This window comes from Acidovorax sp. Root402 (assembly GCF_001425125.1).
In the GTDB taxonomy this organism is placed as follows: domain Bacteria; phylum Pseudomonadota; class Gammaproteobacteria; order Burkholderiales; family Burkholderiaceae_C; genus Acidovorax; species Acidovorax delafieldii.
In genome coordinates, this window is the sequence record NZ_LMDQ01000015.1 from 193,887 (window position 1) to 217,797 (window position 23,911).

Sequence of the window (23,911 nt, forward strand, 5' to 3'; positions counted from 1 at the left end):
TTCCTGGTCAGACGGCTGCGGCCGTGGCACGGGCCAGTGCGCTGCGCACAGCCACTTCGGTAGGCGTGCGCCAGCGTGCGCACACATGCTGGTCGGGCCGCACGAGGTACACGGTGCGCGGCAGCGCATCCAGCCGCTGGGCGGCCAGCGCCTGGTGGTCGATCACGTCGATGCCGATCTGCAGCACCTTCACGCCGGGCAGGTCATGGGCCCATGCCGGGGCCGGGCCAAACACCAGCAGCGTGAAATCCGGCCCCAGCTCCCGAAGCAGCCAGGTGGGTTGGCCCTGCTTCGTTAAGGGCGCGTCCAGCAGCACGGCACCGGGCACCTGGGTGCCTGCGAAGTGATCGGTATCCGGCGTGTTCAGGGGCGACTGGTGCAGCGTGGCGGGCACCGACAGGCGGCCGCTGTTGACGATGCGCCTTGCAAACGCATGCTCGCGCGCCAGGTGCAGTGCCGCGTCGCGGAACAGGCGGCTCACCTCGCTCTTGGGCGTGATGAAGTCGGTGGCGCGGGTGGAGTTGCACAGGTTCTCATCGGCTGCGTATTCGCGCTCGGGGCCATAGGTGCTCACCAGCGCGGGGCTGGCGCGGCCCTGGAGCACCCAATCGAGCTTCCAGGCCAGGTTCTCTGCGTCCTGCACGCCGCTGTTGGCGCCCCGTGCACCAAAGGGCGAAACGCCGTGGGCGCTGTCGCCCGCGAAGACGACGCGGCCGTGCACGAACTGGTCCATGCGCAGGCAGGCAAAGGTGTAGACGCTGGCCCAGTCCAGCTCAAACTGTGCATCCGCACCCAGCAACGCCTTCACGCGCGGGATGATGTTCTCGGGCTTCTTTTCTTCTTCGGGGTCCGCGTCCCAGCCCAGCTGGAAGTCGATGCGCCAGACGTTGTCGGGCTGGCGGTGCAGCAGCACGCTCTGGTTGGGATGAAAGGGTGGGTCGAACCAGAACCAGCGCTCGGTGGGGAAGTTCGCCTCATCCGCCAGCTTCACGTCGGCGATCAGGAAGCGGTCCTGAAAAATGCGCCCCTTGCTCTCCAGTCCCAGCATCTGCCGCGTGGGCGAGCGTGCGCCGTCGCAAGCCACCAGCCATTGCGCATCCATCTGGTAGGCGCCCTCGGGCGTGTCGATGCTCAGCAGCGCGCCGTCCGCGCTGCTCTCCACCGCAGTGACCTTGTTGTGCCAGCGGATGTCGATGCCCGTCAGCTGCAGCGCACGCTCCACCAGATAGGCCTCGGCGTAGTACTGCTGCAGGTTGATGAAGGCGGGGCGCTCGTGGCCTTCTTCGGGCAGCAGATTGAATTCGTACAGCTGTTCGTCTTTGAGGAACACCTTGCCCAGGTTCCACGACACGCCCTTGTCCGCCATGCGCTGGCCCACGCCCAGGCGGTCCCAGATCTCCAGCGTGCGCTTGGCAAAGCAGATGGCGCGCGAGCCGATGGAGAGCTTGTGGTCGTTGTCCAGCACCACCACACGCTGGCCGCGCTGGGCCAGGTCGATGGCGAGCGACAGGCCCACAGGGCCCGCGCCGATGACCACGATGGGGTGCTGTGCGGGCGTGGCGCGGTCCTGGTCGGGCGAGCGCACGTAGCCGAAGTCGATGGCCTGCACCTCGGCGCCACTGGCGTGAAAAGCCTCGCGGGGAATGTCTCTGGGGTTCATTTTTTGTCTCCTCCAGCCTCGGCGGTTCAGCCTTCCAGGGCTTTCCACATTTGAATGTCGCGCTCGGCGGTCCAGATGCGTGGGTCGGGGTATTGCGTGGCCTCGTCGTACGCCCGGGTCACGTCAAACGGCATGCAGTGGTTGAAGATGACCCAGTGGCCGTACTTGGGCTGCAGTTGGGCAAACGTGGCCTCGTACACCTTGCGCAGGTCTTCGCCCTTGGCCGCACTGGCCTTCACGCTCTCGTACAGGTCGCTGATGAAGGCGCGCGTGCCCGCCAGGCCCGCCTGCACCTGCTCGGGCGTCTGCAGCGCGGCGCCCCGGCCGGGCACCAGCTTCTCGGGCTTCAGCGCCGCAATGTTGTCCAGCGTCTGCGGCCAGTCCCGGAAATACGCGTCGCCCGCATACGGCGTGGCGTCGAACTCCACCAGGTCGCCGCTAAACAGGATCTTTTCCTGCGGCAACCAGGCCACCGTGTCGCCCTTGGTGTGGCCCCGGCCCAGTTGCAGGATCTGCACCTCCAGCTTGCCCAGCCACAGGGTCATCTTCCTGTTGAAGGTCATGGTCGGCCAGGTCAGGCCGTCCGGCACGCTCTCCACGTTCTGGAACAGGCGCGGAAAGCGGCCGATCTCGCTGTCCTTGTCGAACTGGCCGCGCTCCACGATCAGGTCGCGCGTGTCCTCGCTGGCAATGATGTGCTCGGCGCCGTAGGCGCTGGCCCCCAGCACGCGCACCGCGTGGTAGTGGGAGAGCAGCACGTATTGGATGGGCTTGTCCGTCACCTCGCGGATGCGGCGGATCACGTCCTGCGCCATCACGGGCGTGGCCTGGGTGTCGATCACCATCACCGCGTCGTCGCCAATGATGATGCCGGTGTTGGGGTCGCCCTCGGCCGTGTAGGCATAGGCGTGGTCGGAGAGCTTGTCGAAGCTCACCTTCTTCACTTCGAGGTCGGCGGCAGAGGCAAAGGTTTTGACGGTGCTCATGGTGGTGATTTGTTAATGGTGAATGCGTTTATCTAAACGGAATGCGTTGATGTTAGGCAAGAAATTCGTTAATGTCTAACGCATTTGTTTAGGTGTAAACCCGAAGGGCGTGTGGATGCTGTGCTGCGTGGACAATCGCCCCATGCCCATGACGACCCCCGACCTGCCCCCCGCCGACGACGAAGACACGCCCCGCAGCCCGCGCGGCATCCAGAGCGTGGAGGTGGGCGGCCAGCTGCTGAAGGTGCTGGCGCGCACCGGCCGGCGCATGGCGCTCAAGGACCTGGCCCGCGCGGCGGACATGACGGCCGCCAAGGCCCACCCCTACCTGGTGAGCTTTGGCAAGCTGGGCCTGATCGAGCAGGACGCCGTGAGCGGCCACTACGGCCTGGGCCCCTTGGCCATGCAGCTGGGCCTGATCAGCCTGCAGCAGGTGGACCCGGTGCGCCTGGCCATTGCCGAGCTGCCCGCGCTGGCCCAGCGCATCGGCTACACCGTGTCGGCCTCGGTCTGGGGTGACAACGGCCCCACCATCATTCGTGTGGAAGAGGGCCCCACAGCCGTGTATGTGGCCATGCGCCACGGCACCACGGCCTCGGTGCGGCACACGGCCACGGGCAAGGTGTTTGCGGCCTTCGGCCCGCGCGAGCGCGCTGCGGCTGCGCTAGCGGCCGAAGGGTTTGCGGGCGCTTTGGACGAGCCCGCCTTTGCGGCCGAACTGGAGGCTGTGCGCCAGCACCAGATCAGCGAGGTGACGGACCAGCTCCTGCCCGGCATCAGCGCGCTGGCCACGCCGGTGTTTGATGGGTTTGGGCAGCTGGTGCTGTGCATCGCCGTGATCGGCCCCAGCGCCACGCTGCAGACCGGGCCGGCCAGCCCGGCGGCGCAGCATCTGCGCGAGGCGGCGCGGAGCTTGTCGCAGCGCCTGGGTGCGCCGGTCAGCCCCGTGTAGTCCGCAGGGCGATCAGCCCGCTGCGCGCCCCAGCGCCTGGTCCACGTCCCACAGGATGTCGTCCAGGTCTTCAATCCCCACCGACAGCCGCACCATGTCCGCGCTCACGCCCGCGCGGGCCAGTTCCTCTTCGTTCAGCTGGCGGTGGGTGGTCGACGCAGGGTGGATCACCAGCGTCTTCGCGTCGCCGATGTTGGCGAGGTGGCTTAAGAATTCACATGCGTCGATAAACTTCTCGCCCGCCGCCGCGCCGCCCTTCACACCAAACGTGAGGATGCCCGAGGCGCCCGGCGCGCCATCCACCGCGCGGAACTGCTTTTGCGCCAGGTCGTAGTACGGCGAATCCGCCAGACCCGGGTAGTTGACCCACGCCACTTGCGGATGGCTCTGCAGAAACTTCGCCACGGCGAGCGCATTGCTGCAGTGCTCGCGCATGCGCAGGTGCAGGGTTTCGGCGCCCTGCAGCAGCTGCCATGCGTTCATGGGCGAGAGCACGCCGCCAAAGGTGCGGTTGACCTCCATGCGCGCCTTCATCGTGTAGCCGAAGTCGCCAAAGGTCTCGTAGAACTTCACGCCGTGGTACGCACGGCTGGGCTCCACCATCTCGGGGAATTTGCCGTTGTCCCACGGGAACTTGCCGCCTTCCACCACCACACCACCCATGGTCGTGCCGTGGCCGCCGATGTACTTGGTGGCGCTGTGCACCACGATGTCGGCGCCCAGTGCCAACGGGTTGCACAGGTAGGGGCTGGCCACCGTGTTGTCGATGATGAGCGGCACGCCATGCGCATGCGCCACCTCGGCCACGGCGGCGATGTCGAGCACGTTGACCAGCGGGTTGCCGATGGTCTCGCCATAGAACGCACGGGTGTTGGGCCGCACCGCGCGCGCAAAGTTCTCGGGGTCGGCCGGGTCCACGAATGTGGTCTCAATACCCAGACGCGAAAAGCCCACGCCCAGCTGCCCCACGGTGCCGCCGTAGAGCGTGCTGGCTGCCACGATGTGGTCCCCGGTTTTGAGGATGGCCAGCAGCGCCGCCATCTGCGCGGCCATGCCGCTGGCGCAGGCGAGCGCTGCGCGGCCGTTTTCGAGGCTGGCGATGCGCTCCTCCAACACCGCCACCGTGGGGTTGCTGATGCGGCTGTAGACGTTGCCAAAGGTCTGCAGGTTGAACAGGCTGCTCGCGTGTTCGGCGTTGTCGAACACAAAGCTGGTCGTCTGGTGGATGGGTGTGGCGCGCGCGCCGGTCACGGGGTCGGGCTGGGCCCCGGCGTGGATGGCGCGGGTGCCAAAGCCGAAGTGGCGGTCGGCACCGTTGGATGTGGGCTCGGTCATGGCGGTGGCGCAGCCTGCAGTGCTGCGCAGGGGGTTGGGTGAAGGAATTTGGAAGAAATCGGCCGCAAGCGCTAGTGCAATATGCGCTGGCAGCTATCAATTTGCTAGTAAGGCAGCTGCCGCAAGCGCTTGGCGCTGATCACGCGCGTGTTCACGCCCATCCAGCCCAGGCCGCCAAACAGACGCGCGTGTTCGATCTTCACGCAGCGGTTTTGAATGACTTGCAGGCCCGCCGCCTCGGCGCGCAGGCCGGCGGCCTCGTTGAACACGCCCAGCTGCAGCCACAGGCACTGTGCGCCGATGGCGACGGCTTCGTCGGCCAGTGGCGGGATGTCCTCGCTCTTGCGAAAGCAGTCCACCATGTCGATCTTCTGGCCTTGCGCTGCCAGCGCTGCGGCCGCCTCGGTCACGCTGGCGTACGCCGTCTCGCCCAAAATCTGCCCGCCCTCACGCGCCACCAGCGGGTTGACCGGCACGATGCGGTAGCCATGCGCCTGCATGTACTTGGCGGCAAAGTAGCTGGGGCGGTGCCACTGCGGCGAAAGGCCCACCACCGCAATGGTGCGGCAGGCGGTGAGCAGGTGGCGCAGGGTGCTGATGGTGTCGGGGGTGTGGAGCATGCAAACAGTGTACGCATGCCCCGGGACCGTGGACCAGCGTCACCGCAGCCGGTCAGGCCGGCGACTTGTACTTGATGCTGCACCCATACGGCGCCGTCGTCGCCGCCGAGATCGGCTTGCCCGCCAGCGCCTCCGCCAGCCCCACCTTCACATAGTTGGTGGCCTTTTCGATGTCGGCCGGGCGGGCCGAGGGGATGCTGTCGATGCCGCCCGCGTAGATCAATTGGCCCTGCGGGTTGACGATGTACAGGTGCGGCGTGGTGCGGGCGCCGTAGCTCTTGCCCACGGTGCCTTCCTCGTCCATCAGCACGGCGGTGGGGGCGGCCTTGCGCTCCTGCTTCCAGGCCATCAGCCGGGCGGGCTCCAGGTAGTCGCTGCTGGCTTTTTCGGTGGAGTTGATGGACAGCCACACCACGCCTTGGCTGGTGGCGTCTTTCTGTGTGGCGGGCATGTTGCCGCTGTCGTAGTGTTTGCGCACGAAGGGGCAGCCGGGGTTGGTCCACTCCAGCACCACGTGTTTGCCCTTGAAGTCCGACAGGCGCACGGTTTTTCCGTTGGTGTCCTTGAGCGTGAAGTCGGGCGCGGGCTGGCCCACGGTGGCGGCGGCCTGTGCGCCCAGGGCAACCAGGGCGGCGGTGGCAATCAACGTACGGCGAAGCAGCTTCATGGCGGAGTCTCCTGAAGGGTTGGCGGGTGGTCGAAAGCAGGGAGGGCTACAGCTGGGCGATGGTGGCGCGCACCTCGTCCACGCTGAGCACCTCGGTCAGCACCACCGGCGGCTTGCCAGGGCGGTAGAACACGTACACCGGCACGCCGCTGCGGCCCAGCGACGCCAGGGCGGCGGTGATGGCAGGGTCGCGTCGCGTCCAGTCGGCGCGCAGCAGGGCCACGTTCTTGGTTTGCAGGTCGGCGATCACCTTGGCATCCGCCAGCGTGGTCTTCTTGTTGTACTGGCAGGTCACGCACCAGGCGGCGGTGAAGTCCACAAACACGGGGCGGCCACTGGCCACGATCTGCTCGGCCGCGCCGGGTGCCCAGGGTTGCCAGCCGGTGGTGGAGACTTGCGGGGACGACGTGGCCGCCTGCGCGGCAGGCATGTTGGTGACGTGCGGCGCAAAGGCCCAGACCAGCAAGGCCATGGCCGCGATGGACACCGTGGCCATCCACACCCGCGCCCGCCCGGCCAGCGACAGGGCCCACACCACCAGCGACAGGCCCACCAGCAGAATCAGCAGCGCACCCGCGCCGTCGATGCCGCTTTGCTGGCCCAGCACCCACACCAGCCAGACCACGGTGGCCAGCATGGGGAAGGCCATCAGCTTGCGGAAGATGTCCATCCAAGCGCCGGGGCGGGGCAGGGCGCGCGCCACGGCGGGCACAAAGCTGGCCGCCAGGTACGGCAGCGCCAGCCCCAGGCCCAGTGCTGCAAACACGGCCAGCGCCTGCGGTGCGGGCAGCGTGGCGGTCAGGCCCAGGGATGCGCCCATGAACGGCGCCGTGCACGGCGAGGCCACGGCCACGGCCAGCACGCCGGTGAGAAAACTGTCGGCCACCGGGTGGCGTGCCTGCAGGCTGGCCACCGAGGACGGCAGGAAATGCCCGAACTCGAACACGCCCGCCAGGTTCAGCGCGATCAGCGTGAACAGCGCCGCCAGCGATGCCACCACGGCGGGCGACTGCAGCTGAAAGCCCCAGCCCACCGCCTCGCCCGCCGCGCGCAGGCCCAGCATGAGCGCGCCCAGGGCGATGAACGACAGCACCACGCCCGCTGTGTAGGCGATGCCGCTGATGCGGTGCGCGCGCCGGTCTTGCGCATGCTGTGTGAAGCCCACCACCTTGATCGCCAGCACCGGGAACACGCAGGGCATGAGGTTGAGGATGAGGCCCCCGAGCAAGGCGCCCAGCAGCGCGGCCGTGAGGGTGAGGGACGAGGCGCCGGAGGCTGCGGCAGGCGTTGCTGCGCCGCCAGCCTGCGCTGCATTGGCTTTGAGCGCGGCTTCCAGGGCGGGCGACACGCTGGCCACCGATGCGCCCTGCGGCCAGGTGCCCAGCACCTTCAGTTCGGCGCGGTAGCCGGTGCGGGTGTCGGGGCCGGTGCCGTGGCCCGGGGCCGCCTGCTCGGCCAGCACCACGGGCATCAGGCTGGGGCTGGCGCTGCGCTGGGCCGATAGGGGAATCTGTGCGGTCCAGACGCTGCCGTTCCAGCTCTGCTTCCAGCTCGCCGCGTTGTCGATGACCTCGGCGGTTTCGGGGAACAGGTCCAGCGTCTTGCCGCGCAGCGCCACGGGCAGGCCCTGCACGCTGACGTTCAGCAGGTTGCCGTCCGCGATCTGCACCTGGCTGTCTGGCACGATGCCGCTGGTGCCTGCCACCACGGCGCGGGGATGGGCCTTGGCGGCCGCCTCAAAGGCAGCACCGCTCAGTGCCGTGGTGCTCTGGATGGGCAGCTGCAGCGTGAATTCACCTTCTTCGGGAATGCACTCCTTGCGGCACACCAGCCACGAGGCGCGCAGCTTGATGGTGGCATCCTTGGCCAGCGGGCCGGGGGCATAGGTGCTGGCCACGGTGACGGGCACGGGCAGCAGCACCGTGCCTTCATAGCCATAGTTGGCCAGCGTGCCGATGGGGATCTTCTTGGGCAGGGGCCAGGCAATCTCGCCCGCATCCAGGCCGGCGGGCAGCGTCCAGGCCAGGTCGGTGGGCAGGCCGGAGTCGCCAGGGTTCTTCCAGTAGGTGTGCCACTCGGGCTGGTGGGTGATCGAGAGGCCCAGCCACAGTGGCTGGCCGGGCGCCACGCCCTGCGGCGCATGGGCCAGCAGCTCGGCACGCACATAGGGCGTGGTGACCACGCTGGTGCCCTGTCCGCTGGTTTTGGTGCCCAATTGGGTGCTAGCGCTAGTCCATAAAGCGCTGGCAGCTATAAAAAAGAGAGTGGCTGCAAGGCGGTGGAACAGGCGTGAAGGCATGGTGCAGTGTGGGAGCGGGCGGGGCGGGATTGGTTCCGGCGCCCTGCGCTCAGCCTGCGGGGCGATGGGACTGGCTGGCGGGAGATTCGCCCAGAACCGCTCGCCAGCCAGCAGCTTATTGTGTCGCCAGGCTCAATTCCGCACGCGGTGTCCACTTTTCTGCCTGTTTGCCCGCTTTGGGTGCCGCGACAAACAGCCGCTCCACCGGCAGCTTTTGCGACACCAGGTACGCGCGGATCGCCTGTCCGCGCTGCGCGGCCAGGTCGGCGGCCATGGCCTCGGTGGCGGGCTGGTTGGCCAGCAGCAGGGCTTCCATCTCGGGCACGCTGAGGTCCTTGGCCAGGCCGACCAGGTTGCGCGGCTTGGGCATGTCGGCGCGGCGGTACACCTCCTTGAGCAGGGCGGGGTATTCGGCGGCCGACACGGGGGCGGTGTCCGCCGGGTTGGCGCGGCGTTTTTCGGCCAGCACCCGTTGTTGCAGGCTTTCGCGCTGCAGGCCTTCGCGCTCGTCCTGCAGGCTGGCCATGCCGGTCACGGTGATCTTGAGCGCGGGGCGGTCGGTCAGGGCCTTGACCACCTTGCCCAGGTTTTGCTCGGCCTCGGGCGGGAGCGTGGCGCTACCCGGGGCAAAGGGCACGTTGCTCATCTCGTCGCCACCGCCAAACGCGCTGGCCAGCAGGCTGAAGGGCGAGGTCAGCGCCTTGCCGATGAGGTTGACGATGATCTTGAAGATCACGGGGCCGATGCGGAACTGCGGGTCGTTGAGCGAGCCGCTGATGGGCAGGTCCAGGTCGATCACGCCCTGGCGGTCGGCCAGCAGGGCCACGGCCAGCTTCACGGGCAGGCTGTTGGGCGCGCCCTCCACGGGCTCGCCAAAGGTCAGCTGGTTGAGCACCAGCCGGTTGCTGGCGGTGAGCTGGCCGTTGGGCAGCACCTTGTAGTTCACATCCACGCTGAGCTTGCCGCGCTCGATGCCGTGGCCCGCGTATTTGACGGAATAGGGCGTGAGCGGGGGGAGCTCCAGGTCGCGCACCTTGCCCACGATGTCGAGGGCCAGCGGTTTGGCCAGCGGGTTGAGCTTGCCGGTGACTTCGAGCGATGCCGAGCCCTCGGCGCGGCCGCGCAGTTCCAGGTCGGCCAGCACGGGCTCGCCGCCCGAGGCTTCAGACGAAAACGCGCTGAGCTTGCCGGTCAGCTCCGACAGGTCGGCCGAGTAGTTGGGCTTGATGAAAAAGTCCGAGAACAGCACCTTGCCGTTGACCAGGCTCACGGGGCCAAAGACCACCACAGGGGCCAGCGGGTCGGCCTGGGCCACCGCCGCAGGGGCAGGGGCGGTGGGCGTTGCCGAGGCGGTTGAGGCGGGGGCTGATGCCGTGGGGGCGGCCGTGCTGGCTGCGGCGCTGGCCGCATTGGCCGCCCGTGCTTCGGCCGGGGTCTTGGCAATGTCGCTCAGGTTGATGCGGCCGGCCTCGTTGATGGTGACCCGGGCAAAGAAGTCCACCAGGCTGGTCTCCTTGACCTCCACGCGCGGCGCGGTGCCGGGGGCGGTGGCCACGGCCAGGCCGCGCAGGTTCAGGCTTTTCCAGGCCAGCAATTCCTCACCCACCTGGGCCTCGGTCTTGGGGGTGAAGGCGGCGGTGCTGTTGGCCTGCAGGTCTTCCACCACGGCATCACCGCTCAGACGCAGGCTGACTCCTTTGTCGGTCTGCGCCAGGGCCACCTGGCCCCGGTAGCCCACGTCGGCGCGCAGCAGTTCTACCGACAGCTGGCTGGCCAGGTAGCCGTCCAGTGCGTGCAGCGGCAGGCGGGTGGCGTCGAGCTTGCCCTGGGTGGTCAGCGGCTGCAGGGCCAGCGTGCCCTGGTAGTCGAGCTTGCCCTGCGCGGCCTTGCTGCCCTTGCCCGGTGCGGCGGCGCGGGCGGTGAGCATGAAGGCTTCGGGCTTGCTGCCGTCGCTGGCCAGGTTGCGGGCGGTGATGCCCAGGGCCGTCACGTCCAGCGCCACGGGGCGCGGCTGGGCGTTGTCGGCCAGCGAGACGGTGCCGCCCTGCAGCGAGAAATCGGCCACGCGCAGCTTCCAGGGTGTGCTGGTGCTGGCGGGTGCTGCGTCAGCCGTTGCCGCCGGGGCCGTGGTGCTGCCTGGCGCTGCCTTCAGCCAGCGCTCGAACATCCAGCGCCCGTCGGCGCCCCGTTCCACCGCCAGTTGCGGCTGGCTGATGGCCAGGCGCTCCAGCGTGGCAGTGCGCGCATCCAGGGGCACCTCGGCGCCTGTAACCTCCAGCTTGCCCAGGCTGGCCAAGGTGGTCTTGCCCTGCTTGACGGCCAGTTGCTCCAGCGCCAGGGGGCCTGCCTTGAGGGTGACGCCGGTGGCGCCCGCCTGCGCGGCCTGTGGCGTGGGCGCTTGCCAGGCCACACCCACATCGCCGCTGAGCTGGCCGGTCACCGTGGGCTCCAGCGTCTGGGCCAGGTAGGGCGCGGCCAATTGCAGGGCCAGGGCGTTCAGGGTGGCATTGACCTGGGCCTTCTGGTCCGTGGCTTCGCCGGTGAAGCTGAGCGTGCTGCCTTGAAGGTTGAGCCCGCCTTTGAAGCTGAAGGGCTTGGCGTTGTCCTTGGCAAAGGGCAGGGCGACATCGGCCGCATCCAGCGTGATGTCGGTGGCCTGCAGGGCGGCAGCGGGGCGCGTGGTGGCGTCGGCCCAGCGCAGGGTGCCCCCACGCACGGCGACGGTGGCGACTTCCACCGCCCAGGCGGGGGCGGCTGTCTTGGCCTTGGCTTTGCCTGTGGAGGCGGGGAACGCTGGGGCGGATGCTGCGCTGGCCGGTGGCGAAGCGGCAGTGTCAACTGAGGCGGATGCCGCAGGTGTGGCGAGCTTGCCCTTGGCGGGCGTGGAAGGCTGCGCTGGCGGGGTGGGCGTTGCCAGTTGCGCCAGGTTGATCTGACCGCTGGTGTCGCGGGTGGCAGTCACTACGGGCGCCGTCAGCTCCACATGCTGCAGGCGCACCACCTGGTCCAGCGGGCGCACATCGGCCATGTCGATCTTCAGGCGCTCGTAGCTCAGCAGGTCGGCGCCCTGGCGGTCGGCCATGCGCACACCGCTGGCCTGCACGGTGCCGGTCAGCTTCACGGCCATGCGCGGGTGCTGTTCAAAGGCCACCTTCACATCCGCATCCAGCGTGGCACCCAACACCTTGACGGGCAGGTTGGCCGGCAGGTAGCCCAGGTAGGGTGCGAGGTTCAGTCCATCCAGCCGGATCTGCGCGTCGGCTTTGCCGGTCTGTGCAAACGGCGTGCCCTCGGCGGAGGAGTCAAACCGGCTGCCGTCCAGTGTGAACGCCAGGTGGGGCTCCACCTTCACCTCGCGCTGCGAGGGCAGGGTGCTGATGAACGGCACTTTCAGCGCCAGCGCACGCACCTCGTGGGTCTCGCTGACGGTGTTGTCGATGAAGTCGATGCTGCCGCCGGTGAGCGCCAGGTTGTACAGCGCCAGGCGCGCGGGGCCGGTGTCTGGCTCGGGCTCGCTCTTGGGCGCGGTGACCTTGGCAATGATGTCGTCCACGTCGTAGCGGCCGTCGCCCAGGTGGGTGATGCGCAGGACCGGGGTTTCGATGGTGAAGGCATCCACCACGGGCGCCAAGCGCAGCAGGGATTGCAGCTCGCCATCGGCATAGATGCGGCCAATGGTCAGCTGTGGGGGCGCACCGTTGGCGCCTGCCACGGTCACGTCACGCAGCGCGAATTCCAGGCTCCAGGGCTCAAAGTCGATGCCGCCCACCGTCACGGTGCGCCCCAGTTGCTCGGACGCGATGCGCTCCAGCGGGCCCTTGACCAGTGGCGGAATGGCGAGCCAGGTGACCAGCCACAGGGCGATCAAACCCGCCAGCGCGCGGACGGCGGGGCGGAACCAGCGGTGCTGGCGCAAAGAGGCAAAAGAGACGGAGCGCAGGGAGATCGGCATGGCGGCAGGCTAGGGTGGGCGCTGCGGCCCCGGGGGCTGGCGAAAAACCAGAGGGGGTCGCGCGCGAGCCGCTATTGTCCCTGCAGTGCGTCAGCCGAGGTAAGCCATTGCAACAGGTGGGGGTGGGTGGTTCAAGATTGTTGACAGTGGGGTGCTGCGCTCTGCGCTGCGCTCACTGGGCAAAGCCCAGCACCACCCTGCGGGTGGTGGCTCAGGACCGTGTCTTTCGGTGCGCACTCACTTGCGCTGCGCACAAGTGAGTGCACCCCAAAGAAAAGCGATCTTCGCTGCGCTCACTGGGCGAAGCCCAGCACCACCCGGCGGGTGGTGGCGCTTTTCTTTTCAATCTTGGTCACCACGATGGCGCCGATCTCCGACGTGTTGGCCACATGCGTGCCGCCACAGGGCTGCAGGTCGATCGGTGGCGCGTTGTCTTCGCCGCCGATGCGGATGGTGCGGATGCGCCCGGTGCCGCGTGGGGGCTGCACGCTCATGCTTTTGACCAGCGCGGGGTTTGCGTCCAGTTCTTCATCGCTGATCGAGGCCACGGTGAGTGGGTGCGCGGCAGCCACCAGGGTGGCGATGGCGGCGGTGAGCTGCTCCTTGTCCAGCGGGTCGGTCATCGCAAAGTCCAGCCGCGCGTAGTCGGGTGTGATGGAGCAGCCGTTGACCAGCTGCGGCACCACATGGCACAGCAGGTGGCTGGTGGTGTGCAGCCGCATCATGCGGTGGCGGCGCTCCCAGTCGATGCGGGCCGTGACGGTGGTGCCGGGCGTGAGCTGCGCCACGCGGTCTTCCTGCCCGGGGGCGGGGATGTGCACGATGTCGCTGGTGGGGTTGCCGTCGGCGTCCTTGCCCTTGCGGGTGTCGGCAATGGTGATCTGTGTGCCGTCTGCCAGCACCAGCACACCGCTGTCACCGGCCTGGCCGCCGCCCAGGGGGTAGAACACGGTCTGGTCCAGCACGATGCCGGCATCGGTGACAGCGGTGATGTGGGCGCTGCATTCGCGCAGGTAGGCGTCTTGGCGGAAGAGGTCTTGGGTCATGGTGGCATGTTAGCGGCGCCAGTGGCCGTTTCCCAGAGGCCGGCAGCGCCGCTACCATGCACGCATGACTTCTGCCGCCTTGACTCCCTTGCCCTCCCGCTTCTGGGCCGACTTGTCCACCCGTGATTTCGCGGCGCTAAAGGCCAGCGGGCAGGCTGAACAGGTGGTGGCCGTGCTGCCCGTGGCGGCTGTCGAGCAGCATGGGCCACACCTGCCCCTGTCGGTCGATGCGACGCTGCTGCAGGGTGTGATCGATGCCGCGCTGCCGCAGCTGCCCGCCGAGTTGCCCGTGCTGTTCCTGCCGCCGCAGAACGTGGGCCTGAGCCCGGAGCACATCCGCTTTCCCGGCACGCTCACGCTGTCGCCCGCCACGGTGATTGCGCTGTGGACCGAGATCGGCGAATGTGTGGCCCGCGCAGGCATCAGGAAGCTGCTGCTGTTCAACGGCCATGGCGGACAGGTGAGCGTGATGGACATCGTGGCGCGCGAGCTGCGCACGCGCTGCGACCTCATCGTCTACAGCGCCAGCTGGTTCAGCCTGCCGCTGCCCGATGCGGTGGCGGGCCAGTTCAGTGCCCAGGAGCACCGCTTTGGCATCCATGCGGGCGACATAGAGACATCGATGATGCTGCACCTCGCGCCCGCCACCGTGCAGATGGCACAGGCGCAAAACTTCCGCTCCACCTCGCAGGACCGGTCGGAGCGCTACGCCATCCTGGGCAACGGCAAAAGCGCCAAGCTGGGCTGGCAGATGCAGGACTACCACCCGGCGGGTGCCGTGGGTAACGCGGCCGCAGCCACGGCCAACAAGGGACAAGCGGTGGTGGACGCTGCAGCGCAACAACTGGTGGCGCTGCTGCAGGAGCTGCAGGCGCTGCCGCTGTCTACCCTGGCGGATGGTCCCCACTTGCGCTGAACCGGATTGCTATATTTTTAATAGCTTCCGGCGCATGATCCACTAGCGCAAGCAGCCTGAAAGGATCAGAAAACCGAGATATCGGTGCTCAGGCGTGCGTCACCCACTGCGCGTGCTCCAGCTCGTTCAGGTGCGGCAGCGTGTTGAAGGTCTGCAACATCAACCGCTTGGGCGAGATGGAGAACTCCGTCACCGCGCTGTTGCGGATGCGCATGTTCAGCGCAATGGTCACCTCGGGCGCCGTGCCCAGCACCTCGCCCACGGCGGTCGAGATGGGGCCGCCGCTGCTCACCAGCAGCACGTTCTGGCCCGCATGGTGGTGGCGCACATGGTCCAGCGCGCTGCGCACCCCGGCCGAAAACTCGTTCCAGCTGGGCATGCCCTGGGGGCTGATGACACCTGCCATCCACTGCGCCAGCGCGTCGCACAGGATGCGAAAGTGCGCGCGGTAGCGCTCTGGCGTGTCGGCCGGGCCCAGGGGCTGGGGGTGGATGGCGGCGATCAGCGCATGGCTGTCGTATTCATTGAGGCCTGGCAACTGCAGCACCTCGGGGGTGGTCTGCAGGCCCTCGGCAATGCCTTCCAGCGTTTGCGTGTGGCGGCGCAGCGTGCCGGTGATGACGGCGTCAAAGCGCATGCCGCGTGCGCGCCAGTGTTCGCCCAGGCGCACTGCCTGCTGGCGGCCCAGAGCACTGAGCTGGTCGTAATCTTCCGCGCCAAACGAGGCCTGGCCGTGGCGCACAAGGTAGAGGGTTCCCATGCGGCGGATTGTGATCAGAACCCGCCGCAGGCGTTTGTCGCAAAAGCGACCGATGCTATTAAATGTGTAGCTTTTTCGGTTGAAGCTGCAAGGTCTTCAGCCCGCCAGAACGCTGCCGAACATGGGCGCATCCACGTTGCCGCCCGTCAACGCCAACCCCACGTTCAAACCCTTCAGGCGGTCGCGCTCCTGCAGCGCCGCTGCCAGCGCCGCCGCACCTGCACCTTCGGCCACGTTGTGGGTGTCGGTGAACAGGGCATGCATGGCGGCGGCCACCTCGGCGTCGCTCACCTGCACGATGTGGTCGATGTGTGGCGCCATCACGGCCAGGGCCTCGGCATCGGCCACGCGGCAGGCCATGCCGTCGGCCAGCTGGGTGGTCACCGGTGCCTCCACCACGCGGCCTGCGGCCAGCGAATCGGCATAGGTGGTGGCGTGGCTGCTGACCACGCCGACCACGCGCACCGGGTGCTGCAGCGCCAGCTTGGCGGCGATGGCCGAGCACGCGCCCGAGCCCTGGCCGATGGGCACGTACACCACATCGAGCTGCGGCACGGCGCGCAAAAATTCCCACCAGTAGGTGCTCACGCCCCGCAGCAGGTCGGGGTGGAAGCTGGGCACCATGTGGGCCCCGCGCTGGGCCGCGAGCTGGATGGCGTGTTCGCGCGCTTCCTGAAAGTCGTCGCCATGTTCGATGAGCGTGACGCCCAGCGCGCGCATGGCGGCGTTCTTCTCCACCGAGTTGCCACGCGGCACGACGATGGTGCAGGCCACGCCGTGGCGGCGCGCGGCCCAGCCCATGCTCTGGCCGTGGTTGCCGCGTGTGGCGCTGATGACCTCTTGGGGCAGCGCGCCGCGCTGGGCGAGCTGGTCAAAGTAGGTGAGACCACCCCGGATCTTGAACGCGCCCACGGGCGTGTGGTTCTCGTGTTTGAGCCAGCAGTCGGTGCCCAGGCGCTGGCTGAGCAGGCCCCAGCGGTACTGGGGCGTGGCGGCGAAGTCGCGGTACACCACCTCGGCAGCGGCTTCGATGTCGGCCAGGGTGGGCAGCAGGGCGGTGGGGTCGAGGCGGGTGTTCATGCGGCGGCTTTCTTTTCGGTGAGGAGGCGCAGGGCGAGCAGACCGAGCACGGTGCCCATGAAGTAGCGCTGGGCGCGCATCCATGCAGCATTGCGGTTGAGGAACAGCGCCACGCGGGCGGCGCCCAGCACCAGCAGGGCGTTGACGGCAGCGCTGGTGCTGATCTGCACCGCGCCCAGCGTCAGGCTTTGTTGCAGCAATTGGCCGCGCTCGGGGTGCAGAAACTGGGGGAAGAACGACAGGTAGAACATGGCCACCTTGGGGTTCAAGAGGTTGGTCATGAAGCCCATGAGGAACAGTGTGCGCGGGCTGTCGTGCGGCAGGTTGCGCGCTTCAAACGGCGCGGCGCCACCGGGTTTGACGGCCTGCCAGGCCATCCACAGCAGGTAGGCGGCGCCGGCGTAGCGGATGGCGTCAAACGCCAGCGGCACGGCCGCCAGCAGCGCGGTGAGGCCCAGCGCCGCCGCCAGCAGGTGCACGACAAAACCCAGCACCACACCGGTCAGCGAGATGAGCCCGGCGCGTGGCCCCTGGGTGAGGCTGCGCGAGACGCAGTACACCATGTTGGGGCCCGGCGTGAGCACCAGCACGAGCGCGGCGAGCGCGAAGAGCAGCAATTCCTGCAACGAAAACAGCATGGCGGTTTACTCCTGAGGGGTGACTGAGGTGAGGGTGACGGGGCCCCGTGGCGTGCGGAGCTGGGCAGAGAGGCGCGGCGCGGTGCCCGGCGTGACGAGGACGGAGGCGGCGACACCCACGGCGGTGCACGCGGCCTGCAATGTGGCGGCTTGCGGGTGCTGCAGTGCAAGCTGCTCCAGCTGCACGCCGCTGGCGGGCAGGCTGTCGCAGGGGTGCGCCGCGGCCCACTGGATGAGCGTGGGCAGGCAGCCGTCCATCAGGCGCAGGCCGTCGTCCCGCACGGTGATCTGCCATTGCAGCACGCCATGGGGCGTGGGGCGGCTGGCGGTGATGACGGCGCCGCGATCCATGTCCAGCGCTGACAGCGCGGTGCACGCGGCCGCCACGTCGGGCACGCTGGCCACCCAGTGGATGAGCTGGGGGCCGTGTTGCGCCACCTGGCCCTGCAAATTGGCGTCATCCATGTCAAACCAGCGCCTTGCGCTAGTGGATATTGCCTTGGATGCTCCTGGGTTGATAGCAATGATCTCCAGGTAAGCGCGCGGATGCGTGGGGCTTGCGACGTTGAAGATGCGGTTGTGCGTGCCCATCAGCGGGTGTTCGCCGCCCGCCGTGGGAGTGATGCCCAGCGTGCGTTCGCACCAGGCCACACCACTGGCCAGGTCGGCCGCCAGCACGACCAGGTGGTCCACGCAGGCGGGTTGCTGGGTGGAGGTGGCGGTCACAGCAGCACCTCACCGGCCATGCAGGTGACCGAGCTGCCGCCGACCCAGATGGTGTCGCCGTCCTGTTGCACGTACACCCGCCCGGCGCGCCCCAGGCAGGTGCCCTGGGCGGCCACATATTGGGCGGGGGCCAGCCCGGCGCCGATGAGCCATTGCGCCAGCGCTGCGTTGAGGCTGCCGGTCACGGGGTCTTCGGCCAGGCCGTTGTTGCCGGGGAAGAAGGCGCGCACTTCAAAGGCGATGCCTTCGGCGTCGGTGCTGCCAATGACACCGACTTTGCCACGCGGGCCCACGACGCCCACGTCCAGCTGGCCCAGGATGCTGGCGTCGGGCTTCAGCGCCAGCACCTGCTCGCTGCTGCGCAGCATCACGCCGCGCCAGTTGGGGCCGTTGTCGCACCAGGCGTGGTGCAGGATGTCGCTGCGCGCCACGCCCAGGCCCCGGGCAATCAGCGCCACGTCGTCTTCGGCCAGCGGGCCGCTTTGGATGAGGGTCGGCGCGGCGAAGGCCAGGCGCTCGCCATCCTGGCGCAGCGTGACCAGGCCCACGCCACATTCCTGCACCACCTGGCCCGCGACCTGGGGCCGTCCGCCGGCTTGGAGCCAAGCGTGGCAGCTGCCCAGCGTGGGGTGGCCTGCAAAAGGCAGTTCGCGCCCGGGGCAGAAGATACGCACGCGGTAGTCGGCACCGGCGGCGCGGCCTTCCGGGGTGGGGGGCAGCAGGAAGGTGGCTTCGGACAGGTTGGTCCAGTTGGTGAAGTCCTGCATGGCTTCGGTGCTGAGGCCGGAGCCGTCCAGCACCACGGCCAGAGGGTTGCCACGGTAGGGCGTGGCGGTGAATACATCGACTTGCTGGAACGGGCGTTGGTGCATGGTGGTCAGGTCCTTGGTCAATCAAACGGGCAGTGAAGCGGGGTGGGCCGGGCACGCCGGGGGCTCACCGGGGTGTGGCCCGGTGTGCAAGCAGGTGGTTGTAGCTCGGCGCCCTGGCGAGGCCGAGGGGGAAATCAGCCGCTGGGGCGTGGGGCAGGGCGGCGCGGGTTCATAGCAGCACCGTGCCTTCGATGCAGGTGACGGCTCGGCCGCCCACCCACAGCTGGTGGTCATCGTCCTGGCGGATGTGCACCCGGCCCGCGCGGCCCAGGCACTCGCCCTGGGCCACCAGGTAGCTGCGGGGGGCCAGGCCATCGGCAATCAGCCATTCGGCCAGGCTCGCGTTGAGGGTGCCCGTCACCGGGTCTTCGGGGTTGCCCATGGGGGCGGCAAAGGCGCGCACCACCACGCCGGGCTGGGCGGTGTTGCTGGCGGCAGGGCCCACATGGATCACGCCCACGTCCTGGCCCAGGTCTTTCAGGCGGGCGTGGTCGGGGTGCAAGCCCAGCACCGTGTCAGCGCTGTCGAGCAGCAGGCCCAGCCACACGGGGCCGTTGTCCAGCATCTGCGCACCCAGAATCTGCTGCGGGCGCAGGCCCAGGGCGCTCGCAATCAGTGGCACCAGCGCAGGGCTGGGGGCGCTGCGCTTGAGCGGAGGGGCGGCAAACGCCAGGGTGTCGCCGCTCAGTGCGATGCGGACCAGGCCCAGCGCGCATTCCTGGATCACCATGCCGTCCTGCTGCGGGCGGTGGCCTGCCTGCAGCCAGGCGTGGCAGGTGCCCAGCGTGGGGTGGCCCGCAAAAGGCAGCTCGCCATTGGGGCTGAAGATGCGCAGGCGGTAGTCGGCTCCGGCGGCGCGCCCGGCGTCGGTGGGCGGCATCAGAAAGGTGGTTTCCGACAGGTTGGTCCAGGCCGCAAAGCGGCGCATGTCGCTGTCGCTCAGGCCGTCGGCATCCAGCACCACGGCCACAGGGTTGCCGTAGCCGGGGCGGTCGCTGAAGACGTCGATCTGCTTGAAGGGGCGCTGGTGCATGGTGAGGCGCGGTCAGGAAAGGGGTTGGTCCAGTACCCCGCGGGCGCCGGGGCGGGTGCTGACCGTGTTGTACCACCGCTCCAGGTGGGGACGTGCGGCGCGTTCTTGCGGCAAGCCCCACCAGCGGTGGATCTCGCAACCCACCGGGATGTCGGCCATCGTGAACCGCTCACCCGCCATGAAGGGCTGGCGGGCCAGGTGGGCATCCAGCAGGGCCAGCAGGGGCTCCGTGGCCGCCACCGACGCGGCGATCAGCGCATCGTTGCGCTGGGCCGCAGGCGTGCGGATCCACTGGATGAAGGCGTCGCGCCCGGCCGGGTTCAGCGTGGTCTGCTGCCAGTCCATCCACTGCTCGGCCACAAAACGCGAGGGAAGGTCTTCGGGGCACAGGTTGCCCAGCGAATGCCGGGCGCACAGGTAGCGCACGATGGCGTTGGACTCCCACAGCACCACGCCCGTGTCCTCGTCCTCAATCAGCGGCACCAGGCCATTGGGGTTGAGGCCCAGGTAGCGCGCCTCGCGCACGATGCCGTACTGGCCGCCCGCGTCGGTGCGCTGCACTGAGGGCAGGCCCAGCTCCTGCACGGCCCACACGACCTTGCGCACGTTGATGGACGACAGGCGACCCCAGAGCCTCAGCATGGTGAATCAGCCCTTGCTCTCGCGGATGGCTGCCGCCAGCGCCGCGATGCCGGTGGCGATCTGCTCGACGGTGGAGGTCACGAACGACAGCCGCAGGGTGCGGTGGTCGGCGTTGTCGGCGTAGAAGGCTGCACCGGGCACAAAGGCCACATTGCGCTCCACGGCCTTGGGCAGCAGCTCGATGGCGCTCATGCCTTCCGGCAGGCGCACCCACAGGAACATGCCGCCGTCGGGGCGGTTCCAGTGCACGCCCAGGCCCTGCATTTCCTTGTCGAGTGCGGCCAGCATGGCCTCGCACTGCTGCTTGTAGAGCGCGCGGATGGTGGGCACGTGGCGGTCCAGGAAGCCGTCCTTCATCACTTCGGCCACCAGTCGCTGGTTATAGCCGGGGGTGTGCAGGTCGGCCGCCTGCTTGGCCTGCAGCAGCTTGGGGTACACGGCCTTGGGCGCCACGATGTAGCCCAGGCGCAGGCCAGGGGCCAGCACCTTGGAGAATGAGCCCATGTAGATGCAGCCGTCGGGGTTGCGGGCCGTGAGCGGGGCCGGCGGCGGTGCGTCGAACCACAGGTCGCCGTAGGGGTTGTCTTCCACCAGGGGTAGGTTCAGCTCGGCGGCGGCGGCCACCAGCTCGGCGCGGCGCGCGTCGCTCATGGTGCGGCCCGTGGGGTTCTGGAAGTTGGGCAGCACGTACAGGAAACGCGCCTTGTTCGCGCCCGTGCCCACCTTGGCACGCAGGTCGTCGATCAGCACGCCCTGGTCGTCGCTGGCAACCGACACCACGTTGGGCTCCATGGGGGTGAAGGCTTGCAGCGCGCCCAGGTAGGTGGGCGTTTCCACCAGCACGCGGCTGTCGGTGTCAATGAGGATCTTGGCGATCAGGTCCAGCGCCTGCTGCGAGCCGGTGGTGATGAGGATCTGGTCGGCGTCCACGTCCCAGGGCAGGAAGTCGGCAATCGCCTGGCGCAGCGGGCCATAGCCTTCGCTGGCGGCGTACTGCAGGGCGCCGGGGCCGTCGTTGGCTAGCACGGCGGCAGAAGCGGCGGCAAACGCGGAGACCGGGAAGGTCTTGGGCGATGGCAGGCCGCCCGCCAGGCTGATGATGCCGGGCTTTTCGGTGACCTTCAGGATTTCGCGGATGACCGAGGGGTTCATGCGCTCGGCACGGCGTGCCAGGGTCCACGTGCTGTTGGTGGGAAGGTCGTTCAGTTTCACTCTCGTCTCCTGCGGGTGGCCGCCTGGGCCGCTACGGTTGCAAAGTTGTCGTCAAAAAATGGATGTGCAGCAGCCCTGGCGGGTGCGTTCACACCTTCTCAGTCCACGATGAACAGGGTGGCGCCCTGCGGGGAGGTGGACCGATGGGGTTCTGCATTGTCCGCCACCTGGTAACTCATGCCGGGTGTCAAGGTGTACTGGCGGCCGTCAGCCAGCTCGGTGTGCAGCTCGCCGCTCAGGCACAAGAGCACATGGCCCTTGGTGCACCAGTGGTCGGACACGTAGCCTGGCGTGTACTCCACCATGCGCACGCGCGCCTCGCCAAATGTCTGGGTGCGCCAGAAGGCCTGGCCCGCTGCGGCGCTTTTTTCTTCGCGCGGAATGCTGGCCCAGTCGGTGGTGGCAAAGGGAATGTTCTGCAAATGCATGGTTTTCAGTCCTTGATCGACACCACGGCCTCGATCTCCACCGCAAAGCCACGCGGCAGGGAGCCGACACCGACGGCCGAGCGTGCGTGCCGTCCTGCATCACCAAACACTTCCACCAGCAGGTCGGAGCAGCCGTTGATGACCTCGGTGTGCTGCATGAAGTCGGGTACCGCATTCACCATGCCCAGCAGCTTGACCACACGGCGCACGCGCGAGAGGTCTCCGAGTGCTGCCTGCATGGTGGCGATCAGCTGCAGGCCCACTTCGCGGGCGTGCTGACGTGCCTCGTCGGCACTGATCTCGCGGCCCACCTTGGGGACCACCACCATGTCGTTGCGCAGTGGCGAGCCCTTGCCCGACAGGTACAGCGTGTTGCCGTCCAGCACATAGGCGTCAAAGTTGCCGCGCGGGGCGGACACGGTGGGTAGCACCAGGCCCAGCTGTTGAAGTCGCTGTTCTGGGGTCATGGCACTCATGCGGGGGCTCCTTGTTGTTGAACGGGCATCCGTTTGCCCACGAAGACGGTGGCGATCACGGCCACTGCAAACACCAGGGTGACGGCATCCAGGTGTTCGCCCAGCAGGGGCACTGCAAACAGCAGGCTCAAAAAGGGCTGGATGAGCTGGATCTGGCTGACCCGCACGGCACCCAGCGCCAGGGCGCGGTACCACGCAAAGAAGCCGATCCACATCGAGAACAGGGCCACATACAGGAAGCCCGCCCAGCTCATCGCGCCAATGCTGGAGGGCACGGCGGGAGCGAACCACCAGGCCACGGGCAGGGTGAGTGGCAGGCAACACACCAGCACCCAGCAGATGACCTGCTCGGCCCCCAGGCGGGGCGTGAGGCGGGCGCCGCCGATGTAGCCCAGGGCACCTGTGGTCATGGCGATCAGCAGATAGATGTTGGCTGCGCCCAGGTACAGGCCGCCCGCACGCCACACCATGAAGCCCAGCACCAGCCCGCTGCCCAGCACTGCACAGGCCCAGAAGCCTGCCGAGGGCCGCTGCCGGTACCACAGTGCACCCAGCAAGGCGGTGGACAGCGGCAGCAGGGCTGTGACCACCGCACCATGGGTGCTGGGCACATGGCGCAGTGCCAGCGCCAGGAACAGCGGGAAGCCGACAATCACGCCAAACGCTGTGATGCCCAGCAGTGGCCACTCGGCCCGCACCGGCAGGTTCAGGCGCCCTTGCGTGCGCTGCCACAGCAGGTAGCCAATCGACAGCAAGCCGGCCACGGCGGCACGCCCGAACGTGACGAACCAGGGGGACAGCTGGGGCGCATCGGTAGAGCCCACTGCAAGCCGCGTCATGGGCAGCGTGGCCGCAAACAGCGTGACGCCGACCAGGCCCCAGAGCAGGGCTTCTTTTTCCTGTGCGCGGTTCATAGGGTGAGCATCCAGTACGCAGTGAGCACCAGCACGAGTGCCAGCGTGCGGTTGAACCACAGCAGCCGCGCGCCCTGCGCCAGCCACTGGCGCAGCAGCGAGCCCACCAGTGCATAGACAAAGTTGCTGGTGAAGGCGAACACCATCATCACGCCGCAAATGATGGCCAGGCGCTCACCCGGGTTGGCGGCGGGCTGCCCTGCGGCATTGACCACCCAGCCTGCGCTGAGCGTGAGGGCCAGCATCCAGGCCTTGATGTTGACAAACTGCAGGCCTACGCCTTGCCAGAAGGTCACGTTCAGGCGCGATGTGTCGATGGCGGTCATCTGGCCTGCGCGGCTGAGTTTGAAAGCCAGCCAGAGCATGTAGGCCACGCCCAGCAGCGTCACCGCCCAGCGCAGGGCGGGCACGCCGGTGATGAGGGCACCCAGGCCCAGCCCGCTGCCCAGCATGAGCAGCGTCCAGCCCGCAGGCACCGCAAAGCAAAAGCGCAGCGCGCGCTTGAGCCCGAGGTTGGCGGCCAGCGCGGTGGACAAGGTGGTGTTGGGCCCCGGCGAAAAGCTCATGGCGGTGCAAAACAGCAGCAGGGCGGTGAGTTCAGCGACGCTCATGGTGGGTGCGGGAAGGGGTGGGGGACTTGTCGGGGATCTGCCTTCAATGTAATCTTGCTACCAATACACAATCAGTACAGACAGTC

The 23,911-nt window shown here is 68.1% G+C and carries 22 protein-coding genes; 2 read left to right on the top strand and 20 right to left on the bottom strand.

All coding sequences use genetic code 11. The features are described from left to right. Positions 1-7: 7 nt before the first annotated feature. Positions 8-1,660 (bottom strand): FAD-dependent oxidoreductase, encoded by a 1,653-nt coding sequence (locus ASC83_RS17885; protein WP_056065581.1) that lies wholly within the window; start codon positions 1,658-1,660, stop codon positions 8-10. 26 nt (positions 1,661-1,686) lie between these two features. Further along, positions 1,687-2,646 carry an MBL fold metallo-hydrolase gene (locus ASC83_RS17890; RefSeq protein ID WP_056065585.1) on the bottom strand — a complete coding sequence of 320 codons (960 nt, stop codon included), beginning with the start codon at positions 2,644-2,646 and terminating at the stop codon, positions 1,687-1,689. Between the two features lie 142 nt (positions 2,647-2,788). Between ASC83_RS17890 and ASC83_RS17895 the strand changes: the two genes are divergently transcribed. Further along, a complete protein-coding gene (locus ASC83_RS17895) occupies positions 2,789-3,598 on the top strand; it encodes an IclR family transcriptional regulator (protein WP_056065589.1) in 810 nt (269 codons plus the stop codon). A gap of 12 nt (positions 3,599-3,610) precedes the next feature. Here the strand turns inward: ASC83_RS17895 and ASC83_RS17900 are convergent, their stop codons facing one another. The 6 genes from ASC83_RS17900 to ASC83_RS17925 form a co-directional block, all read right to left on the bottom strand. After that, a complete protein-coding gene (locus ASC83_RS17900; RefSeq protein ID WP_056065591.1) occupies positions 3,611-4,933 on the bottom strand; it encodes an O-acetylhomoserine aminocarboxypropyltransferase/cysteine synthase family protein in 1,323 nt (440 codons plus the stop codon). A gap of 104 nt (positions 4,934-5,037) precedes the next feature. Beyond that, positions 5,038-5,553 carry a CoA-binding protein gene (locus tag ASC83_RS17905; protein WP_056065594.1) on the bottom strand — a complete coding sequence of 172 codons (516 nt, stop codon included), beginning with the start codon at positions 5,551-5,553 and terminating at the stop codon, positions 5,038-5,040. Positions 5,554-5,605: 52 nt separating this feature from the next. Further along, positions 5,606-6,220 carry a thioredoxin family protein gene (locus ASC83_RS17910; RefSeq protein ID WP_056065597.1) on the bottom strand — a complete coding sequence of 205 codons (615 nt, stop codon included), beginning with the start codon at positions 6,218-6,220 and terminating at the stop codon, positions 5,606-5,608. Between the two features lie 46 nt (positions 6,221-6,266). Continuing rightward, the gene (locus ASC83_RS17915; RefSeq protein ID WP_056065600.1) at positions 6,267-8,519 is read right to left on the bottom strand and encodes a protein-disulfide reductase DsbD; all 2,253 of its coding nucleotides are present in this window, start codon (positions 8,517-8,519) and stop codon (positions 6,267-6,269) included. Between the two features lie 115 nt (positions 8,520-8,634). Continuing rightward, a complete protein-coding gene (locus tag ASC83_RS17920) occupies positions 8,635-12,471 on the bottom strand; it encodes a DUF748 domain-containing protein (protein WP_056065604.1) in 3,837 nt (1,278 codons plus the stop codon). Positions 12,472-12,764: 293 nt separating this feature from the next. Then, on the bottom strand, positions 12,765-13,517 hold the full coding sequence (locus ASC83_RS17925) for an alanyl-tRNA editing protein (protein ID WP_056065606.1): 753 nt from the start codon (positions 13,515-13,517) through the stop codon (positions 12,765-12,767). A 64-nt stretch (positions 13,518-13,581) separates the two neighbouring features. On the opposite strand from ASC83_RS17925, the gene ASC83_RS17930 reads away from it, so the two are divergent. After that, the gene (locus ASC83_RS17930; RefSeq protein ID WP_056065609.1) at positions 13,582-14,433 is read left to right on the top strand and encodes a creatininase family protein; all 852 of its coding nucleotides are present in this window, start codon (positions 13,582-13,584) and stop codon (positions 14,431-14,433) included. Positions 14,434-14,521: 88 nt separating this feature from the next. Here the strand turns inward: ASC83_RS17930 and ASC83_RS17935 are convergent, their stop codons facing one another. The 12 genes from ASC83_RS17935 to ASC83_RS17990 form a co-directional block, all read right to left on the bottom strand. Beyond that, positions 14,522-15,193, bottom strand: a complete 672-nt coding sequence (locus ASC83_RS17935; RefSeq protein ID WP_056065613.1) for a histidine phosphatase family protein — start codon at positions 15,191-15,193, stop codon at positions 14,522-14,524. A 96-nt stretch (positions 15,194-15,289) separates the two neighbouring features. Continuing rightward, positions 15,290-16,273, bottom strand: a complete 984-nt coding sequence (locus tag ASC83_RS17940; protein ID WP_056065615.1) for a threonine dehydratase — start codon at positions 16,271-16,273, stop codon at positions 15,290-15,292. Then, a complete protein-coding gene (locus tag ASC83_RS17945) occupies positions 16,270-16,911 on the bottom strand; it encodes a LysE family translocator (protein ID WP_056065617.1) in 642 nt (213 codons plus the stop codon). Before ASC83_RS17945 ends, ASC83_RS17940 begins: the two co-directional genes overlap by 4 nt. A 6-nt stretch (positions 16,912-16,917) precedes the next feature. Continuing rightward, on the bottom strand, positions 16,918-17,637 hold the full coding sequence (locus ASC83_RS17950) for a VOC family protein (protein ID WP_056065619.1): 720 nt from the start codon (positions 17,635-17,637) through the stop codon (positions 16,918-16,920). After that, positions 17,634-18,509, bottom strand: coding sequence for a PhzF family phenazine biosynthesis protein (locus ASC83_RS17955; protein WP_056065843.1), 876 nt, complete (start codon positions 18,507-18,509; stop codon positions 17,634-17,636). Before ASC83_RS17955 ends, ASC83_RS17950 begins: the two co-directional genes overlap by 4 nt. Positions 18,510-18,678: 169 nt before the next feature. Continuing rightward, the gene (locus ASC83_RS17960) at positions 18,679-19,542 is read right to left on the bottom strand and encodes a PhzF family phenazine biosynthesis protein (RefSeq protein WP_056065622.1); all 864 of its coding nucleotides are present in this window, start codon (positions 19,540-19,542) and stop codon (positions 18,679-18,681) included. A 12-nt stretch (positions 19,543-19,554) separates the two neighbouring features. Continuing rightward, positions 19,555-20,184 (bottom strand): glutathione S-transferase, encoded by a 630-nt coding sequence (locus ASC83_RS17965; RefSeq protein ID WP_056065625.1) that lies wholly within the window; start codon positions 20,182-20,184, stop codon positions 19,555-19,557. A gap of 6 nt (positions 20,185-20,190) precedes the next feature. Beyond that, positions 20,191-21,396, bottom strand: a complete 1,206-nt coding sequence (locus tag ASC83_RS17970) for a PLP-dependent aminotransferase family protein (RefSeq protein ID WP_200938977.1) — start codon at positions 21,394-21,396, stop codon at positions 20,191-20,193. A gap of 98 nt (positions 21,397-21,494) precedes the next feature. After that, entirely contained in the window at positions 21,495-21,824 is a 330-nt protein-coding gene (locus ASC83_RS17975; protein WP_056065628.1) for a DHCW motif cupin fold protein, read from the bottom strand. A 5-nt stretch (positions 21,825-21,829) separates the two neighbouring features. Next, positions 21,830-22,300: a RidA family protein gene (locus ASC83_RS17980; RefSeq protein WP_056065629.1), complete on the bottom strand. Its 471-nt coding sequence runs from the start codon at positions 22,298-22,300 to the stop codon at positions 21,830-21,832. Further along, entirely contained in the window at positions 22,297-23,214 is a 918-nt protein-coding gene (locus ASC83_RS17985) for a DMT family transporter (RefSeq protein WP_056065632.1), read from the bottom strand. Before ASC83_RS17985 ends, ASC83_RS17980 begins: the two co-directional genes overlap by 4 nt. Continuing rightward, complete coding sequence (locus tag ASC83_RS17990; protein WP_056065635.1) at positions 23,211-23,825, bottom strand: LysE family translocator; 615 nt, start codon at positions 23,823-23,825, stop codon at positions 23,211-23,213. Before ASC83_RS17990 ends, ASC83_RS17985 begins: the two co-directional genes overlap by 4 nt. Positions 23,826-23,911 lie beyond the last annotated feature (86 nt).

Bases quoted from the DNA above. Each gene is read 5' to 3' on its own strand.
- ASC83_RS17885 (WP_056065581.1), bottom strand. From the start codon at position 1,660: ATGAACCCCAGAGACATTCCCCGCGAGGCTTTTCACGCCAGTGGCGCC.
- ASC83_RS17890 (WP_056065585.1), bottom strand. From the start codon at position 2,646: ATGAGCACCGTCAAAACCTTTGCCTCTGCCGCCGACCTCGAAGTGAAG.
- ASC83_RS17895 (WP_056065589.1), top strand. From the start codon at position 2,789: ATGCCCATGACGACCCCCGACCTGCCCCCCGCCGACGACGAAGACACG.
- ASC83_RS17900 (WP_056065591.1), bottom strand. From the start codon at position 4,933: ATGACCGAGCCCACATCCAACGGTGCCGACCGCCACTTCGGCTTTGGC.
- ASC83_RS17905 (WP_056065594.1), bottom strand. From the start codon at position 5,553: ATGCTCCACACCCCCGACACCATCAGCACCCTGCGCCACCTGCTCACC.
- ASC83_RS17910 (WP_056065597.1), bottom strand. From the start codon at position 6,220: ATGAAGCTGCTTCGCCGTACGTTGATTGCCACCGCCGCCCTGGTTGCC.
- ASC83_RS17915 (WP_056065600.1), bottom strand. From the start codon at position 8,519: ATGCCTTCACGCCTGTTCCACCGCCTTGCAGCCACTCTCTTTTTTATA.
- ASC83_RS17920 (WP_056065604.1), bottom strand. From the start codon at position 12,471: ATGCCGATCTCCCTGCGCTCCGTCTCTTTTGCCTCTTTGCGCCAGCAC.
- ASC83_RS17925 (WP_056065606.1), bottom strand. From the start codon at position 13,517: ATGACCCAAGACCTCTTCCGCCAAGACGCCTACCTGCGCGAATGCAGC.
- ASC83_RS17930 (WP_056065609.1), top strand. From the start codon at position 13,582: ATGACTTCTGCCGCCTTGACTCCCTTGCCCTCCCGCTTCTGGGCCGAC.
- ASC83_RS17935 (WP_056065613.1), bottom strand. From the start codon at position 15,193: ATGGGAACCCTCTACCTTGTGCGCCACGGCCAGGCCTCGTTTGGCGCG.
- ASC83_RS17940 (WP_056065615.1), bottom strand. From the start codon at position 16,273: ATGAACACCCGCCTCGACCCCACCGCCCTGCTGCCCACCCTGGCCGAC.
- ASC83_RS17945 (WP_056065617.1), bottom strand. From the start codon at position 16,911: ATGCTGTTTTCGTTGCAGGAATTGCTGCTCTTCGCGCTCGCCGCGCTC.
- ASC83_RS17955 (WP_056065843.1), bottom strand. From the start codon at position 18,509: ATGCACCAACGCCCGTTCCAGCAAGTCGATGTATTCACCGCCACGCCC.
- ASC83_RS17960 (WP_056065622.1), bottom strand. From the start codon at position 19,542: ATGCACCAGCGCCCCTTCAAGCAGATCGACGTCTTCAGCGACCGCCCC.
- ASC83_RS17965 (WP_056065625.1), bottom strand. From the start codon at position 20,184: ATGCTGAGGCTCTGGGGTCGCCTGTCGTCCATCAACGTGCGCAAGGTC.
- ASC83_RS17975 (WP_056065628.1), bottom strand. From the start codon at position 21,824: ATGCATTTGCAGAACATTCCCTTTGCCACCACCGACTGGGCCAGCATT.
- ASC83_RS17980 (WP_056065629.1), bottom strand. From the start codon at position 22,300: ATGAGTGCCATGACCCCAGAACAGCGACTTCAACAGCTGGGCCTGGTG.
- ASC83_RS17985 (WP_056065632.1), bottom strand. From the start codon at position 23,214: ATGAACCGCGCACAGGAAAAAGAAGCCCTGCTCTGGGGCCTGGTCGGC.
- ASC83_RS17990 (WP_056065635.1), bottom strand. From the start codon at position 23,825: ATGAGCGTCGCTGAACTCACCGCCCTGCTGCTGTTTTGCACCGCCATG.